Below are 14,581 nucleotides of genomic sequence, written 5' to 3'. Positions count from 1 at the left end.
ACGAGTAGCAAAACGATGAGTCTGAACCTGGTAAGTGAACAATTACTGTCGGCAAACGGCCTGAATCATCAGGATCTGTTTACCATTCTTGGCCAGCTGGCCGAGCGCCGTCTGGATTACGGCGATCTCTATTTTCAGTCGAGCTATCACGAGTCCTGGGTTCTTGAAGACAGCATCATTAAAGATGGTTCGTACAATATCGACCAGGGCGTTGGCGTCCGCGCGGTGAGCGGGGAAAAAACCGGCTTTGCCTATGCTGACCAGATTAGTCGACTGGCGCTGGAACAGAGCGCACAGGCGGCCCGCACCATTGTACGCGACCATGGGGATGGTAAAGTGCATACCCTTGGCGGGGTGGAACATCGTTCCCTCTATACCAGCATCGATCCGCTGCAAAGTATGAGCCGGGAAGAGAAGCTGGATATTCTGCGCCGGGTAGATAAAACCGCCCGCGCGGCCGATAAGCGGGTGCAGGAAGTTTCCGCCAGCCTGACCGGCGTCTACGAGTTAATTCTTGTCGCCGCCACCGACGGCACGCTGGCGGCGGACGTTCGCCCGCTGGTTCGCCTTTCCGTCAGCGTGCTGGTGGAAGAGGATGGCAAACGCGAGCGCGGCGCCAGCGGCGGCGGCGGCCGCTTTGGCTACGACTATTTCCTGGACTCGCAGGATGGCGACGTTCGCGCGGATGTTTGGGCGAGAGAAGCCGTGCGTATGGCGCTGGTCAACCTGACCGCCGTCGCGGCGCCTGCCGGGATGCTGCCGGTTGTGCTGGGCGCGGGCTGGCCTGGCGTCCTGCTGCATGAAGCCGTCGGTCACGGCCTGGAAGGTGACTTTAACCGTCGCGGGACGTCGGTATTCAGCGGCCATATGGGCGAACTGGTGGCCTCTGAGCTGTGCACCGTAGTGGATGATGGCACCATTGCTCACCGTCGCGGCTCCCTTGCCATTGATGATGAAGGCACGCCGGGCCAGTATAACGTTTTGATCGAAAACGGCATTCTCAAAGGCTATATGCAGGACAAGCTCAACGCCAGGCTGATGGGCGTGGCGCCAACCGGTAACGGTCGTCGCGAATCCTACGCGCACCTGCCTATGCCGCGTATGACCAACACCTACATGCTGGCGGGGAAATCTACGCCGCAGGAGATTATCGAATCGGTCGATTACGGCATCTACGCGCCGAACTTCGGCGGCGGTCAGGTGGATATCACCTCCGGGAAATTTGTCTTCTCCACGTCTGAAGCCTACCTGATTGAAAAAGGTAAAGTGACCAAAGCGGTGAAGGGCGCGACGCTTATCGGTTCAGGTATCGAAGCGATGCAGCAGATTTCGATGGTGGGGAACGATCTTAAGCTGGACAGCGGCGTCGGCGTTTGCGGCAAAGAGGGCCAGAGCGTACCGGTTGGCGTCGGTCAGCCAACGCTCAAAGTGGATAAACTCACCGTCGGCGGTACCGCCTGATACTTCTCAAGGCGCTTTCGCCCGCGGCGAAAGCGCAAATCACCTCCGCGGAGTCGCGATGAAAGCCGCGCGTCAGCAGCAGATAGTCGAACTACTCAACCAGCATCACACCTTAACCACCGAAGCGTTGTCCCATCTGCTGCAGGTCAGTATCGAGACCATTCGTCGCGATTTGAGCGAGCTGCAGAAGCAGGGGCGTCTTCAGCGTAGCCACGGGCAGGCGCGCGTTCTCCAGCGTAACAATCACAACGGCGAGAAGCCTTTTCATAGCCGCGTGAAAAGCCATTATGCCCATAAATCTGATATCGCGCGTACGGCGCTGGCGTGGATTGATGAAGGAATGACGATCGCCCTGGATGCCAGCTCAACCTGCTGGTTTCTGGCGCGTCAGCTACCGAATATGACCCTGACGGTGTTTACCAATAGCCATCCGGTCTGCGTAGAGCTGGGCCGCCGTGAGCGGATCCAGCTGATCAGCGCCGGGGGGCAGCTCCTGCGTCAGTATGGTTATTACGTTAATCCGGCGCTGTTCTCTCAGGTCAAATCGCTGGAGATCGATCTGTTTATTTTTTCCTGCGAGGGGATCGATAACGATGGCGTACTCTGGGATTCCAGCGCCAATAATGCCGCCTACAAATCGCTGCTTCTGAAACGGGCGGCACAGTCGCTATTATTAATCGACAAAAGCAAATTTGATCGTTCCGGCGAGGTGCGTATCGGCAATCTCCGCGACGTAACGCAGATTATTTCCGATGCCGGGCCCGATAATCTGTTCTTACCCTCTGTGGCGGGCTCGGGCCGCTAGCGGGCAATCCCCCGGCCGTGCATCCCCTGGTAAATCTTCGCCACCCCGACGAAATACTCAGTCAGGTAATTAATGCATACCTGTACCTTAAGCGGCAGCTTATCTTTCTCGGTATACAGCGCGTATACCGGTCGCGGATCGGACTGGTAGCTCGGCAGCAGGATCTCCAGTTCGCCGCGGTTGATCTCTTCGATCGCCCACATCAGCGGAACGTAAGCCACGCCGACGCCTGCCGTCAGCCAGCGCACCAGCGTCATCGGATCGTTGGTGACGAATCTGCCCTGAGGGATCAGCTTGGTTGAAATCCCTTCCGGAGCGATGATTTCAAATTCGTTATCCGGCCGGACGCTGTATTCCAGCCACGAGTGGCTGGCGAGATCCGCCGGTTTTTCCGGACATCCGGCGTGCTGAAGGTAGCTTTTTGCCGCGCAGAGCACCATCGGCATGGAGCCCAGGCGGCGGGAAAAGAGGCTGGAATCCTGCAGCGCTCCCACGCGAATAACCACATCCAGGCCGTCCGCAATCAGGTCCGGCGCGGGAATGCCTGTGACCAGATTGATTGAGAGACCGGGGTGCTCTTTGAGCATATCGGCGGTTATGCGAGCCAGGACATTCTGTGCCATAGTTGAAGAACAGCCGATGCGCAGCGTACCGATGGGCGTATTGTTAAACGCGTACAGCTGCTCATGGACATCCTGGACTTCGAACAGCATTCGCCGACAGCCTTGATAATATATTTTTCCCGCTTCTGTTAAGCCAAGGCTGCGCGTACTGCGGTTGAGTAGCTTAACCTGCAGTTCATCTTCCAGTTTGGCTACCGTCTGGCTGATGGAAGAAACGCTCATCTGGAGCTGGCGGGCCGCGGCGGTGAATGAACCTAATTCGACCACTCTGGCAAAAACGGACATGCGTTTTAATCGTTCCATTATTCACTCTGGCTTAAAAGTGATTTAGATCACACATTATAGATAAGACCGCAATTGTTACGTTACTATATAGTTAGCTTAATAATAAACGCATCGCGCATATCACCTGTACGCTTCTTATCAAGGTCATCATGAGTCTGTTTCCTGTCATTGTGATTTTCGGCTTGTCGTTTCCGCCGATCTTCTTTGAATTGCTATTGTCGCTAGCCATCTTCTGGCTGGTGCACCGCCTGCTGGTTCCAACGGGCATCTATGATTTTGTCTGGCACCCGGCACTGTTTAATACCGCGCTATATTGCTGCCTGTTTTATCTGATATCACGTTTGTTCGTTTGAGGTTGATGTGAAAACACTAACAAGAAATATCCTCCGTACCGCAATCACTGTGATACTGGTTATCCTTGCATTTATGGCGATTTTTCGCGCATGGGTGTATTACACCGCCTCGCCCTGGACGCGCGATGCGCGTTTTAGTGCGGATATTGTGGCCATCGCTCCCGATGTCTCCGGCCTGATTTCGCAGGTGAATATCAAGGATAACCAACTGGTTAAGAAAGACCAGGTTTTGTTCGTCATTGACCAGCCGCGTTACCAGAAGGCGTTAGCCGAGGCTGAAGCCGATGTCTCCTACTATCAGACTCTGGCGCAGGAGAAGCGCGTCGAAGCCGGCCGTCGTAACCGCCTTGGCGTCCAGGCCATGTCCCGGGAAGAGATAGACCAGGCGAATAACGTTCTGCAAACCGTTGAGCATCAATTAGCCAAAGCGACGGCAAGTCGCGACCTGGCGAAGCTTGACCTTGAACGTACGGTGATTCGCGCCCCGGCCGACGGCTGGGTGACCAACCTGAACGTTTACCGCGGCGAGTTTATCACCCGAGGCTCCACCGCGGTTGCGCTGGTGAAGCAGAATACCTTCTACGTTATGGCCTATCTTGAAGAGACCAAGCTTGAGGGCGTGCGCCCCGGTTTTCGTGCTGAAATTACCCCGCTGGGAAGCGTACACACCCTCAGGGGCACCGTCGACAGCATTGCTGCAGGCGTCACCAATGCCAGCAGCAGCAGCGATTCAAAAGGGCTGGCCTCTATTGATTCTAACCTTGAATGGGTACGTCTGGCACAGCGGGTGCCGGTACGTATTCGCCTCGATCAACAGCAGGGCAATCTCTGGCCTGCGGGTACCACCGCGACGGTGGTGATTACCGGTAAAGAGGATCGCGATACTCGCCAGGCAAACTTCTTCCAGAAACTGGCGATGCGCCTGCGTGAGTTCGGTTAATCGCCATGGGGATCTTCACCATCGAACTCCGGCATCTCCGCTTCGCCGTTAAGTTAGCCTGCGCGGTGGTGCTGGCGTTATTCGTCGGTTTTCATTTTCAGCTGGAAACGCCGCGCTGGGCGGTGCTTACCGCCGCCATCGTTGCTGCCGGCCCGGCGTTTGCCGCAGGCGGGGAGCCTTACTCCGGGGCGATCCGCTATCGCGGGATGCTGCGTATCGCCGGCACCTTTATCGGCTGTATCGCCGCGCTGGCGATCATCATCCTGATGATCCGCGCCCCGCTGCTGATGGTGCTGGTATGCTGCCTGTGGGCCGGATTCTGCACCTGGATCTCCTCGCTGGTGCGGGTTGAGAACTCCTATGCCTGGGGCCTGGCGGGCTATACCGCGCTTATCATTATTATCACTATTCATGAAGAGCCGATGCTGGCGCCGCAGTTCGCCGTTGAGCGATGCAGTGAGATTGTCATCGGTATCGTCAGCGCCATTGTGGCCGACCTGCTGTTTTCTCCGCGTTCGATTAAAAAAGAGATCGACCTTGAACTGGATAATCTGCTGATCGATCACTATCGCCTGATGCAGCTTTGCGTGGCGCATGGTGATAAAGATGACGTCGATAAGGCCTGGAGCGCGCTGGTGCGTCGTACCAACGCGCTGGAAGGGATGCGCGGCAACTTGATCATGGAGTCATCGCGCTGGGCAAAAGTGAATCAGCGGCTGAAGGCGATCAATACCCTCTCTCTGACCTTAATTACTCAGGCCTGTGAAACATATTTGATTCAGAATACCCGGCCTGAGATGGTGACGGATGATTACCGCGAGCTGTTTGCTGAACCGGTCGAGACCGTGCAGGACGTGCACCGCCAGCTAAAGCGGATGCGCCGCTTCTTGACCTGGAAGGGAGAGCACAATACGCCGGTAACAATCTACAGCTGGGTAGGCGCTGCGACGCGCTATCTGCTTTTGAAGCGGGGCGTGGTCGGCAATACCAAAATCAGCCGTATTGAAGAAGAAGTGCTGCAAGGCGAAGTGGTGGTGAAGGCGGAATCCGCCGAGCGGCACCATGCGATGGTCAACTTTTGGCGTACGTCTATCTCCTGTATCCTCGGTACGCTGTTCTGGCTGTGGACCGGCTGGACTTCAGGAAGCGGGGCGATGGTCATGATTGCGGTTGTCACGGCCTTAGCGATGCGTTTACCTAATCCGCGGATGGTAGCTATCGATTTCCTCTACGGCACGCTGGCGGCGTTACCGCTGGGGGCGCTGTTTTTCCTCGTGATTATGCCCGCGACGCAGCAAAGTATGCTGCTGCTGTGTATCAGCCTGGCGGTGATGGCCTTTTTTATCGGCATCGAGGTACAAAAGCGGCGGCTCGGTTCGCTGGGGGCGCTGGCCAGCACCATTAATATTCTGGTGCTCGACAATCCGATGAAGTTTGAATTCAACCAGTTTCTTGATAGTGCCCTGGGCCAGATTGTCGGATGCTTCCTTGCGCTGATGGTGATCCTGCTGGTGCGTGATAATTCGCAGGCCCGCACCGGCCGCGTGCTGCTCAACCAGTTTGTCTCGGCGGCGGTATCATCGCTGACCACCAATATGGCGCGACGTAAAGAGAACCACTTGCCGGCCCTGTATCGTCAGCTCTTTTTGTTGCTGAATAAATTCCCTGGCGATATCGCCCGCTTTCGTCTGGCGCTGACCCTGATTATCGCGCATCAGCGTCTGCGCGATGCGCCGGTACCGATAAATGACGATCTGTCGGCCTTTCACCGGCAGCTGCGACGTACCGCGGATCGCGTCATTTCAGCCAGTAGTGATGATAAGCGCCGCTACTATTTTGCCCGCTTGCTTGATGAACTGGATATCTACCAGCAAAAATTACAGCACTGGGAAGCCTCTCCGCAGGTGACCGAGCCGGTACGAAGGCTGGTGGAGATGCTGCATAAGTACCAGCATGTGTTAACCAACAGCTAACCGCCAGAACCGACGCCGAAGCGTCGGTTTTTTTATCGCTATACTTAACGCTCAGAGTATGAATTCCTCCGTCAGAGTGGAACTACACGCCGGGATGACCGGGCTATGAAAAGTTGCAGGTGTGGACGGGATGCGGGCAATGACTACCTATACCTTTGATTTTGATGAAATAGCTGAGCAGCAGGATTTTTATCGTGAGTTTTCTCGTACCTTTGCTTTAGCGCGTGAGAAAGTGAATAACCTGGATTCTCTGTGGGAAGCCGTGACCGCCGGGCTGTTACCCTTACCGCTGGAGATTGAGTTTATTCATTTAAGCGATAATCAGCGCCGGCGTTTCGGCGCGTTAATTCTGCTCTTTGATGAGGCGGAAGAGGAGCTGGAAGGGGAGCTGCGTTTTAATGTGCGGCAGTCATAAAAAAGCCCCCGACGGAGCGGGGGCAAGTCGTCGGATAAGACGACGAGGGTTTATTTGTACAGCTCAGCCGTAGCGTGCCAGTTATCGCCGGTACGGGCCTCAATAATACGGTAGCTGCTGGCGCCTTCTTTCTCAGCTTTAGCCGCCAGTTCCTGACGCATATCCATCGGCGCGCTGCCTACCTGAGAAACGGAAACGGTGCCCATGGACTGCAGATTTTGCGCCTGTTCGGCGTTCACTTGATTAACGGCGGCGTTTGCGCCGAAAGAGAGAACGGAAGCCAGACCCAGGGATGCGATGATAATTGCGCTTTTCATAATTTTTTCTCCAACCTTAATATTTGCAGCGGCGGGAGGCTTAATGAACCTGGGGCCGCTGGAGAGATTCTGTTTCAGTTAATGACCGACAATCGTTAAATCTTATTTATAAAGTTCAGCCGTTGCGTGCCAGTGGTCACCGGTACGTGCTTCAATAATGCGGTATGAAGAAGCACCTTCTTCTTGTGCTTTTTTGTTCAGCATTTCGTGCATATCCATCGGGGAAGAACTTACCGCGCCGACGGAAACGGTGCCGATTGCCTGACGGCCTTGAGCCTGTTCGCTGTTGATAGAGTCAGCGGCGAAGGCGCCGAAAGACAGAACGGAAAGGATGCTCAATGCTGCTACAGTGGTTTTGATTTTCATGATGTTCACCTCGTCGAATCTTTTTGTTGGGGGTCTTTGTTTCGTGACCCTCATCACAAAATCAAGTATACACTAATCACTGAAAATATTAATACCTTGCTAATTGTTTTTCATGTAAATAATTACAAAGAAATGTCTTTTTTATAACATATAAGAATTAGAAATGTCTTTTCTTCGCCATGCTTGGTCATTATGGCTAATAAAATCATAAGGATAGGTGAATTTGATCTTTTGTGCGCTTAAGCCGGTTTCATCACGTAAATGAATGTATAGAAGCGGAAAAACACACAAAATGTTAAAGAAATGATAATTTTTTGAAGGGATACCCTCCGGCGCTAACCAGAGGGAAGGGCATCAGAGTTCCTGCTCAAACAGGACGAGAATGGCGTCATGCAGCTCTTTAACGGTAAAACCTCTGGCCGGGGTGGTAAAGATAGTGTCATCACCCGCAATGCTGCCGAGAATCCCTTCGGCTTTGCCAAGGGAGTCCAGAAGCCGGGCGATCAGCTGCGCTGCGCCTGGGCTGGTATGAATAACCACGACCGAATCGTTATAATCGATATCCAGCACCAGGTTTTTTAGCGGGCTGGAGGTCGTCGGGACGCCAAGCTCGGCGGGCAGGCAGTAAACCATTTCCATTTTGGCGTTACGCGTGCGTACGGCGCCAAACTTGGTGAGCATACGTGAGACTTTCGATTGGTTGATATTATCGAAGCCTTCCTCTTGCAGGGCCTGAACGATTTCACCTTGAGAGCTGAATTTCTCTTCTTTAAGCAGCGCTTTAAACGCTTTAACCAGTTCTTCTTGTTTTGCCGAACTACGCATAAGTCACCCAATTATGGTGGTAAAAACAACATCATTATGCATAAACATGCATTTTTATGCAAATAATCCGCAGGGGAGAAGCGTAAATAATGTTATGAAGGGCGCATATTTTAGCAAAAAACCCTAATAAGGAACATGCTTTCGTCACGGCGCGCAAATTGCCACAAAAGTAAATGAAATGTTATTAAATGATGTTGTTCTGCTCAATGTGCTGGGTGTATTGTAACCAACAGTCGATCCGGTACTACGCTTTGCTGGATGGTCAGTCTCAGGGAGGAAAATGCGAAGCTGCTGCATCGCTGCGCACGACCACGCATTCTTCAGCCATAATTATTGTAATTGTTCATCTTGTGAATTAAGGTCCAGGCGACGGAGTAACGAAAGACTATTTTAACCATAATAAGGAGTTTAGGATGAAAGTTGCAGTCCTCGGCGCCGCTGGTGGAATTGGCCAGGCGCTTGCCCTACTACTTAAGACCCAACTGCCTTCAGGTTCAGAACTCTCGTTGTACGACATTGCTCCGGTAACCCCGGGCGTGGCGGTTGATCTAAGCCATATCCCTACCGATGTAAAAATCAAAGGTTTTTCCGGCGAAGACGCCACCCCTGCGCTGGAAGGCGCTGATGTGGTGCTGATATCCGCGGGCGTAGCGCGTAAGCCCGGCATGGATCGCTCCGATTTATTCAATGTTAATGCCGGTATTGTGAAAAATCTGGTACAGCAAATCGCCAAAACCTGTCCGCAGGCCTGCGTCGGGGTGATTACCAACCCGGTGAACACCACCGTGGCGATTGCCGCAGAAGTGCTGAAAAAAGCCGGTGTTTACGATAAGAACAAGCTCTTTGGCGTCACAACGCTGGATATTATCCGCTCGAATACCTTTGTTGCCGAACTGAAAGGCAAATCTTCATCAGATGTTGAGGTTCCGGTGATTGGCGGCCACTCAGGCGTGACTATCCTTCCTTTATTGTCACAAATTCCGGGCGTCAGCTTCAGCGAGCAGGAAGTGGCCGATTTGACTAAGCGCATTCAAAACGCCGGTACTGAAGTTGTGGAAGCAAAAGCCGGTGGCGGCTCAGCAACGCTCTCGATGGGACAGGCCGCCGCGCGATTCGGTCTCTCCTTGGTTCGTGCCATGCAGGGAGAGAAAGGGGTAGTGGAATGCGCCTACGTTGAAGGTGATGGTCAATATGCCCGTTTCTTCTCACAGCCGCTGCTGTTAGGCAAAAATGGCGTAGAGCAGCGTCAGTCTATCGGCACGCTGAGCGCGTTTGAGCAGCAGGCGCTGGAGGGGATGCTGGATACGCTGAAGAAAGATATCGCCCTTGGCGAAGACTTTGTGAATAAATAACGTTTCATGAAAAGAAAAGCCGGAGCCTGGGTTCCGGCTTTTTTATGGCTTTCTCCCACCCCTGAATGACTCAACCTGCTGGTAAATCTGCTAAACTCCCCGCGTCTTGAGCGGTAATAAACGAGGACGTTGTGAAAAAAATCGAAAGAAAGCAGACCAGGGACCACATTACGCAAATGCTCCGTTACGAGATCCTTTCCGGTAGCATGAAACCGGGGGATGAACTCGCGCAGGAGAGTATTGCCGAACAGCTGGGGCTTTCTCGTATGCCGGTTCGGGAAGCGCTACAGGCCCTTGAGCAGGAAGGGTTTCTGGTGCGTTTGCCAAACCGCCATATGCAGGTCGCAAGGCTGGCGCCTGACCACGTCAGCCATATTTTCCGGGCCATTGCGGTGATGGCAACGGAGCTTTTTTCATTGGTACCCGCAGCGGCGGGCGAATCGCTGGCGGCCAGCGCGCGCGCGCTGGGGCATCCCGGTGAGCGAGCGCGAGAGCTGGCGTTCCACGAGACGCTCATTTCTTATATTGATAATCGCTATCTGGAAAAAATTTATCAGCAGTTTTTGGATGGTTATATCGGTTATGTCATTCTGTATCTGAAAGAGGATAATCAAGAGTCGGCGCAAATACTCAGCTCTCTGATGGAGGCTATTCGTCAGGGCGATCGCGCCGAGATCGCGCAGGAAACGCAGCGTTATTTCCTCTCTCTGGCAGAAATAATGCGTCAACACATGAAGGATTGGGAAAGTGCAGAAGCCTCGATTAGGGAAAATTAAGCTTCTTTCAGCGAAAGAGCAGGTCGCGGCAGTATTACGTAAAGCTATACTGTCGCGAGATTTAGTTGAAGGGCAAGAAATTACCCTTGAAGGGATCGCCACCATGGTCGGCGTGTCCAGTATGCCCGTGCGTGAAGCGTTTCAGATACTGGCTGCGGATGGGCTGATTAAAGTCCGGCCCAATAAAGGGGCGGTCGTGCTGGGAATTAACGAACAAACGATCCGCGAGCATTATGAGATTCGCGCGCTGCTGGAGAGTGAAGCAGTCGCTAAAGCGTGTCGTCCCGGGACGGACATTTCGCGCATTGCCGAAGTGCATTACTCTGCGGAAAAAGCGCTGGCGGAAAATAACTCAGCTGAATATTCAGACCTGAACCAGGCGTTTCATATGGAGATATGGAACGCGGCGGGAAATGGCAAAATGAAGCTGCTGCTCAGCAATATGTGGAACGGGCTTTCGATGGGGCATAAGGTCACTGAGGAAGAGTACGCGATCATTTCCATCCGCGAGCACAAGGGGATTTTACAGGCCCTGGAGCAGCATAATGAAGCGCTGGCGCGCCAGCGAATGCGCGAGCATATCATCCGTTCGATGGAGAACATGCTAACGCGCTACGTCGAAGAACCTTCCGCTTGATCGCATCGCCTGTAGGACCGCTGCAGGCGCCTTACTTATTCATTTCATAAATAAGTTTCGATAAGTGACTGCTTTCGCAAGATTTTGATAAAGATCTCAATCCTGAAGCTTTCGAAAAAAACGCGTTGACTTACTCTTTGTATGGGAATAATTTCCCTCCCGTCAATATTGGATACAATATCATATATCATTGATGGGATAACTATAAATATGGAACCGATTACCATTACCCTATGTTTGCTGGTGTTTGCTATCGCCATGTTCGTGTGGGAAAAAATCCCCCTCGCGGTCACATCTATGGTGGTTTGCGTCGCGCTGGTGCTTACCGGCGTGCTCAATCTCAAGCAGGCTTTCGCCGGCTTTATCGACACCAACGTTATTCTCTTCGTCGCCATGTTTATCGTCGGCGGGGCGCTATTTGAAACCGGGATGGCGAATAAGGTGGGGGGCGTGATTACGCGCTTCGCGAAAACGGAAAAACAGCTGATTTTTACCATTATGGTCGTGGTTGGCGTGATGTCCGGTTTTCTCTCCAATACCGGTACCGCAGCCGTACTGATCCCGGTCGTTATCGGCGTGGCGGCGAAATCAGGCTTTGCCCGTTCCCGGTTGCTGATGCCGCTGGTTTTTGCCGCCGCGCTCGGCGGTAATCTGTCGTTGATTGGCGCGCCGGGCAACCTGATTGCGCAGTCAGCTTTGCAGAATATTGGCAGCGGTTTTGGCTTTTTTGAATATGCCAAAGTCGGTTTACCGATGCTGATTTGCGGCGTTATTTACTTCCTGACCATCGGCTATAAATTCCTGCCCAATCACCCGAACAGCGGTGCAGTTGGCAGCATCGGTGAACAGCGCGATTACAGCCACGTTCCGCGCTGGAAGCAGATCCTCTCTTTGGTTGTTCTGATCGCCACGATCCTCGGCATGATTTTCGAAAAGCAGACCGGTGTGAGTCTGGCGGTAGCGGGCTGTATCGGCGCGCTGGTGCTGGTGGTTACCGGCGTACTTACAGAAAGGCAGGCCTATAAAGCCATTGATTCTCAGACCATTTTTATCTTCGGCGGCACGCTGGCGCTGGCGAAAGCGCTGGAAATGACCGGGGCGGGAAAACTGGTGGCGGATCACGTGATTGGCATGCTGGGGCAAAACTCTTCGCCGTTTATGCTGCTGGTGGTGGTCTTTGCGCTGTCCATCATTATGACTAACTTCATGTCCAACACCGCGACCGTCGCGCTGTTAGTACCGGTGAGCCTGTCGATTGCCGCGGGCATGGGCGCCGATCCTCGTGCGGTGCTAATGGCGACGGTTATCGGCAGTTCTTGCGCCTACGCTACGCCAATCGGTATGCCTGCCAACATGATGGTGCTGTCGGCAGGTGGCTATAAGTTTGTCGACTACGCCAAATCCGGCATCCCTCTGATTATCGTTTCCACCATTGTCAGCCTGATTCTGCTGCCAATCCTTTTCCCTTTTCATCCGTAATGAACGGAAGCTGTCCTGACTAAGGAGCCTGTATGAGCAAAAGTGAACAGATATCCCATATGACCAATGTGATGGCCAAATTTGTGGGGTATACCGGCAAAGTCTTACCTGATGACGTCACTGCAAAACTGGAAGATTTGCATAAAAAAGAGACCAGTAAACTGGCTGACGTCATCTTTATGACCATGATTGAGAACCAGCGTCTGGCAAAGGAGCTGGATCGCCCTTCCTGCCAGGATACCGGCGTGATTCAGTTTCTGGTGGAGTGCGGGGCGAACTTCCCGCTGATCGGCGAGCTGGAAGCGCTGCTGCGTGAAGCGGTGATTAAAGCGACCGTGGATTCCCCGCTGCGCCACAACAGCGTTGAGACTTTTGATGAATACAATACCGGCAAAAACGTGGGTAAAGGCACGCCGACGGTGTTCTGGGAGATTGTCCCCAATTCTGACCAGTGCAGCATTTATACCTATATGGCTGGCGGCGGCTGTTCCCTGCCGGGGAAAGCGATGGTGCTGATGCCGGGCGCGGGTTATGAAGGCGTTACCCGCTTTGTTCTCGACGTGATGACCAGCTACGGTTTGAACGCGTGTCCGCCGCTGCTGGTCGGCGTGGGCGTGGCGACCTCCGTTGAAACGGCGGCGCTGTTGTCGAAAAAAGCGCTGATGCGTCCGATCGGTTCGCATAATGAAAATGAACGTGCGGCCTCGCTGGAAAAAATGCTGGAAGACGGTATTAACAAAATTGGCCTTGGGCCGCAGGGGATGTCCGGTAATACCTCCGTTATGGGCGTGAATATTGAAAACACCGCGCGTCATCCTTCTACCATTGGGGTGGCGGTGAACGTGGGCTGCTGGTCACACCGGAAAGGGCATATCGTTTTTGATAAAGACTTGAACTACACCATTATGTCTCACAGCGGAGTGAATTTCTGATGACGAAAAAAATCCTTACTACGCCAATTAAAGATGAAGATTTAGCCGATATTAAGGCTGGCGATATTATTTATCTCAATGGCCATATTGTTACCTGTCGTGATGTGGCGCACCGTCGCTTAATTGAAGGTGGCCGCGAATTACCCGTTGATGTTAGCGGCGGCGCTATTTTACACGCCGGGCCTATTGTCCGTCCGATTAAAGGCGAAGACGATAAGTTTGAAATGGTCTCCGTCGGACCAACGACCAGCATGCGCATGGAAAAATTCGAAAAAGAATTTATTGCAAAGACCGGCGTGAAATTAATTGTTGGTAAAGGCGGTATGGGCAAGGGCACTGAAGAGGGCTGCGCGGAGCATAAAGCGCTGCACTGCGTATTCCCGGCCGGCTGCGCGGTAGTGGCCGCGGTGTGCGTGGAAGAAATTGAAGATGCGCAGTGGCGCGATCTGGGTATGCCGGAAACGCTGTGGGTATGTCGGGTGAAAGAGTTTGGCCCGTTAATTGTTTCTATTGATACTCATGGTAATAACCTGTTTGAACAGAACAAAGTTATTTTCAATCAGCGTAAAGAGATAGTCGCTGATGAAATATGCCAGAACGTAAGCTTTATCAAATAATCTGGATGATATCATTCGCACGATAATGATGGCGTGATGTTTATGACGATAATAAACAGGGGCTCTGACCGGGCGGTCCAGGGAAATCCACCCTTATTATTTTCGTTATATACCCAAAAGATTTCGAGTTGCTTTGAGGCGGCAAGGGAGAGACAAATTCGTCTGGAACGAATTTGAACAGCCAAAGGCTGCCTCTGGTGAGGGACATGGATGTCCCTCATTACATCCCCGGGAGCTTACGCAAGTAAGTGACTGGGGGGAACGAAGCTGGCCAACAAAGAAGCAATTTGAAAGATGACGGGGATAAATAACATCATTATCGTGCCTCCTGCCCGAAGGCTATTTTATGACTGATGCAGCACTGCTATTAGGTGAAGGCTTCACCCTGATGTTTCTCGGCATGGGGTTCGTGCTGGCGTTTCTGT

Annotated in this window: 16 protein-coding genes and 1 pseudogene; 13 read left to right on the top strand and 4 right to left on the bottom strand. The window is 53.0% G+C overall.

What is annotated here, in order from left to right; genetic code table 11:
* Positions 1–15 precede the first annotated feature (15 nt).
* Positions 16–1,461 (top strand): metalloprotease TldD, encoded by a 1,446-nt coding sequence (gene tldD / locus ABLU88_RS24615; RefSeq protein WP_004854666.1) that lies wholly within the window; start codon positions 16–18, stop codon positions 1,459–1,461.
* A 58-nt stretch (positions 1,462–1,519) separates the two neighbouring features.
* On the top strand, positions 1,520–2,266 hold the full coding sequence (gene fucR, locus ABLU88_RS24610) for an L-fucose operon activator (protein WP_025108485.1): 747 nt from the start codon (positions 1,520–1,522) through the stop codon (positions 2,264–2,266).
* Here the strand turns inward: fucR and aaeR are convergent.
* Complete coding sequence (gene aaeR, locus ABLU88_RS24605; RefSeq protein WP_004854659.1) at positions 2,263–3,192, bottom strand: HTH-type transcriptional activator AaeR; 930 nt, start codon at positions 3,190–3,192, stop codon at positions 2,263–2,265. The two genes, fucR and aaeR, sit on opposite strands and share 4 nt — an antisense overlap.
* Before the next feature lie 131 nt (positions 3,193–3,323).
* On the opposite strand from aaeR, the gene aaeX reads away from it, so the two are divergent.
* From aaeX to ABLU88_RS24585, 4 genes are all read left to right on the top strand, one after another.
* Positions 3,324–3,527, top strand: coding sequence for a p-hydroxybenzoic acid efflux pump operon protein AaeX (aaeX, locus tag ABLU88_RS24600; protein WP_002918640.1), 204 nt, complete (start codon positions 3,324–3,326; stop codon positions 3,525–3,527).
* A 7-nt stretch (positions 3,528–3,534) separates the two neighbouring features.
* On the top strand, positions 3,535–4,467 hold the full coding sequence (gene aaeA / locus ABLU88_RS24595) for a p-hydroxybenzoic acid efflux pump subunit AaeA (protein WP_004854657.1): 933 nt from the start codon (positions 3,535–3,537) through the stop codon (positions 4,465–4,467).
* Positions 4,468–4,472: 5 nt separating this feature from the next.
* Positions 4,473–6,440 (top strand): p-hydroxybenzoic acid efflux pump subunit AaeB, encoded by a 1,968-nt coding sequence (gene aaeB / locus ABLU88_RS24590; RefSeq protein ID WP_032720724.1) that lies wholly within the window; start codon positions 4,473–4,475, stop codon positions 6,438–6,440.
* 139 nt (positions 6,441–6,579) lie between these two features.
* Positions 6,580–6,855, top strand: coding sequence for a barstar family protein (locus ABLU88_RS24585; protein WP_004854654.1), 276 nt, complete (start codon positions 6,580–6,582; stop codon positions 6,853–6,855).
* A 50-nt stretch (positions 6,856–6,905) separates the two neighbouring features.
* Here the strand turns inward: ABLU88_RS24585 and yhcN-B are convergent, their stop codons facing one another.
* The 3 genes from yhcN-B to argR form a co-directional block, all read right to left on the bottom strand.
* Positions 6,906–7,172 carry a DUF1471 family stress response protein YhcN-B gene (gene yhcN-B, locus ABLU88_RS24580; protein WP_004106229.1) on the bottom strand — a complete coding sequence of 89 codons (267 nt, stop codon included), beginning with the start codon at positions 7,170–7,172 and terminating at the stop codon, positions 6,906–6,908.
* Between the two features lie 102 nt (positions 7,173–7,274).
* A complete protein-coding gene (gene yhcN, locus ABLU88_RS24575) occupies positions 7,275–7,538 on the bottom strand; it encodes a peroxide/acid stress response protein YhcN (protein WP_004106226.1) in 264 nt (87 codons plus the stop codon).
* A gap of 354 nt (positions 7,539–7,892) precedes the next feature.
* Positions 7,893–8,363, bottom strand: a complete 471-nt coding sequence (gene argR / locus ABLU88_RS24570) for a transcriptional regulator ArgR (protein ID WP_004106225.1) — start codon at positions 8,361–8,363, stop codon at positions 7,893–7,895.
* A 413-nt stretch (positions 8,364–8,776) separates the two neighbouring features.
* Here argR and mdh point away from each other — a divergent pair, with 413 nt between their 5' ends.
* From mdh to ABLU88_RS24535, 7 genes and pseudogenes are all read left to right on the top strand, one after another.
* The gene (mdh, locus tag ABLU88_RS24565) at positions 8,777–9,715 is read left to right on the top strand and encodes a malate dehydrogenase (RefSeq protein ID WP_004854646.1); all 939 of its coding nucleotides are present in this window, start codon (positions 8,777–8,779) and stop codon (positions 9,713–9,715) included.
* Positions 9,716–9,846: 131 nt separating this feature from the next.
* A complete protein-coding gene (locus ABLU88_RS24560) occupies positions 9,847–10,491 on the top strand; it encodes a GntR family transcriptional regulator (RefSeq protein ID WP_025108483.1) in 645 nt (214 codons plus the stop codon).
* On the top strand, positions 10,463–11,128 hold the full coding sequence (locus ABLU88_RS24555) for a GntR family transcriptional regulator (protein ID WP_014227009.1): 666 nt from the start codon (positions 10,463–10,465) through the stop codon (positions 11,126–11,128). Before ABLU88_RS24560 ends, ABLU88_RS24555 begins: the two co-directional genes overlap by 29 nt.
* 210 nt (positions 11,129–11,338) lie before the next feature.
* Positions 11,339–12,607, top strand: a complete 1,269-nt coding sequence (locus tag ABLU88_RS24550; RefSeq protein ID WP_025108482.1) for an SLC13 family permease — start codon at positions 11,339–11,341, stop codon at positions 12,605–12,607.
* A gap of 32 nt (positions 12,608–12,639) precedes the next feature.
* The gene (gene ttdA / locus ABLU88_RS24545) at positions 12,640–13,539 is read left to right on the top strand and encodes a L(+)-tartrate dehydratase subunit alpha (RefSeq protein WP_025108481.1); all 900 of its coding nucleotides are present in this window, start codon (positions 12,640–12,642) and stop codon (positions 13,537–13,539) included.
* Positions 13,539–14,156, top strand: coding sequence for a L(+)-tartrate dehydratase subunit beta (gene ttdB / locus ABLU88_RS24540; protein WP_014227006.1), 618 nt, complete (start codon positions 13,539–13,541; stop codon positions 14,154–14,156). The genes ttdA and ttdB overlap by 1 nt, the downstream gene beginning before the upstream one ends.
* Positions 14,157–14,502: 346 nt before the next feature.
* Positions 14,503–14,581: pseudogene (locus ABLU88_RS24535) on the top strand (oxaloacetate decarboxylase subunit gamma); the annotation flags it as partial.

Source organism: Klebsiella sp. GW_Kp182, from assembly GCF_040062275.1.
GTDB classification, from domain to species: Bacteria; Pseudomonadota; Gammaproteobacteria; order Enterobacterales; family Enterobacteriaceae; genus Klebsiella; species Klebsiella michiganensis.
Note: the sequence above shows the minus strand (reverse complement) of the source record. Positions and strands in the feature narration are given on the sequence as shown.

Coding starts and splice junctions, on each gene's coding strand:
- tldD (WP_004854666.1), top strand. CDS start 16: ATGAGTCTGAACCTGGTAAGTGAACAATTACTGTCGGCAAACGGCCTG.
- fucR (WP_025108485.1), top strand. CDS start 1,520: ATGAAAGCCGCGCGTCAGCAGCAGATAGTCGAACTACTCAACCAGCAT.
- aaeR (WP_004854659.1), bottom strand. CDS start 3,192: ATGGAACGATTAAAACGCATGTCCGTTTTTGCCAGAGTGGTCGAATTA.
- aaeX (WP_002918640.1), top strand. CDS start 3,324: ATGAGTCTGTTTCCTGTCATTGTGATTTTCGGCTTGTCGTTTCCGCCG.
- aaeB (WP_032720724.1), top strand. CDS start 4,473: ATGGGGATCTTCACCATCGAACTCCGGCATCTCCGCTTCGCCGTTAAG.
- ABLU88_RS24585 (WP_004854654.1), top strand. CDS start 6,580: ATGACTACCTATACCTTTGATTTTGATGAAATAGCTGAGCAGCAGGAT.
- yhcN-B (WP_004106229.1), bottom strand. CDS start 7,172: ATGAAAAGCGCAATTATCATCGCATCCCTGGGTCTGGCTTCCGTTCTC.
- yhcN (WP_004106226.1), bottom strand. CDS start 7,538: ATGAAAATCAAAACCACTGTAGCAGCATTGAGCATCCTTTCCGTTCTG.
- argR (WP_004106225.1), bottom strand. CDS start 8,363: ATGCGTAGTTCGGCAAAACAAGAAGAACTGGTTAAAGCGTTTAAAGCG.
- mdh (WP_004854646.1), top strand. CDS start 8,777: ATGAAAGTTGCAGTCCTCGGCGCCGCTGGTGGAATTGGCCAGGCGCTT.
- ABLU88_RS24550 (WP_025108482.1), top strand. CDS start 11,339: ATGGAACCGATTACCATTACCCTATGTTTGCTGGTGTTTGCTATCGCC.
- ttdA (WP_025108481.1), top strand. CDS start 12,640: ATGAGCAAAAGTGAACAGATATCCCATATGACCAATGTGATGGCCAAA.
- ttdB (WP_014227006.1), top strand. CDS start 13,539: ATGACGAAAAAAATCCTTACTACGCCAATTAAAGATGAAGATTTAGCC.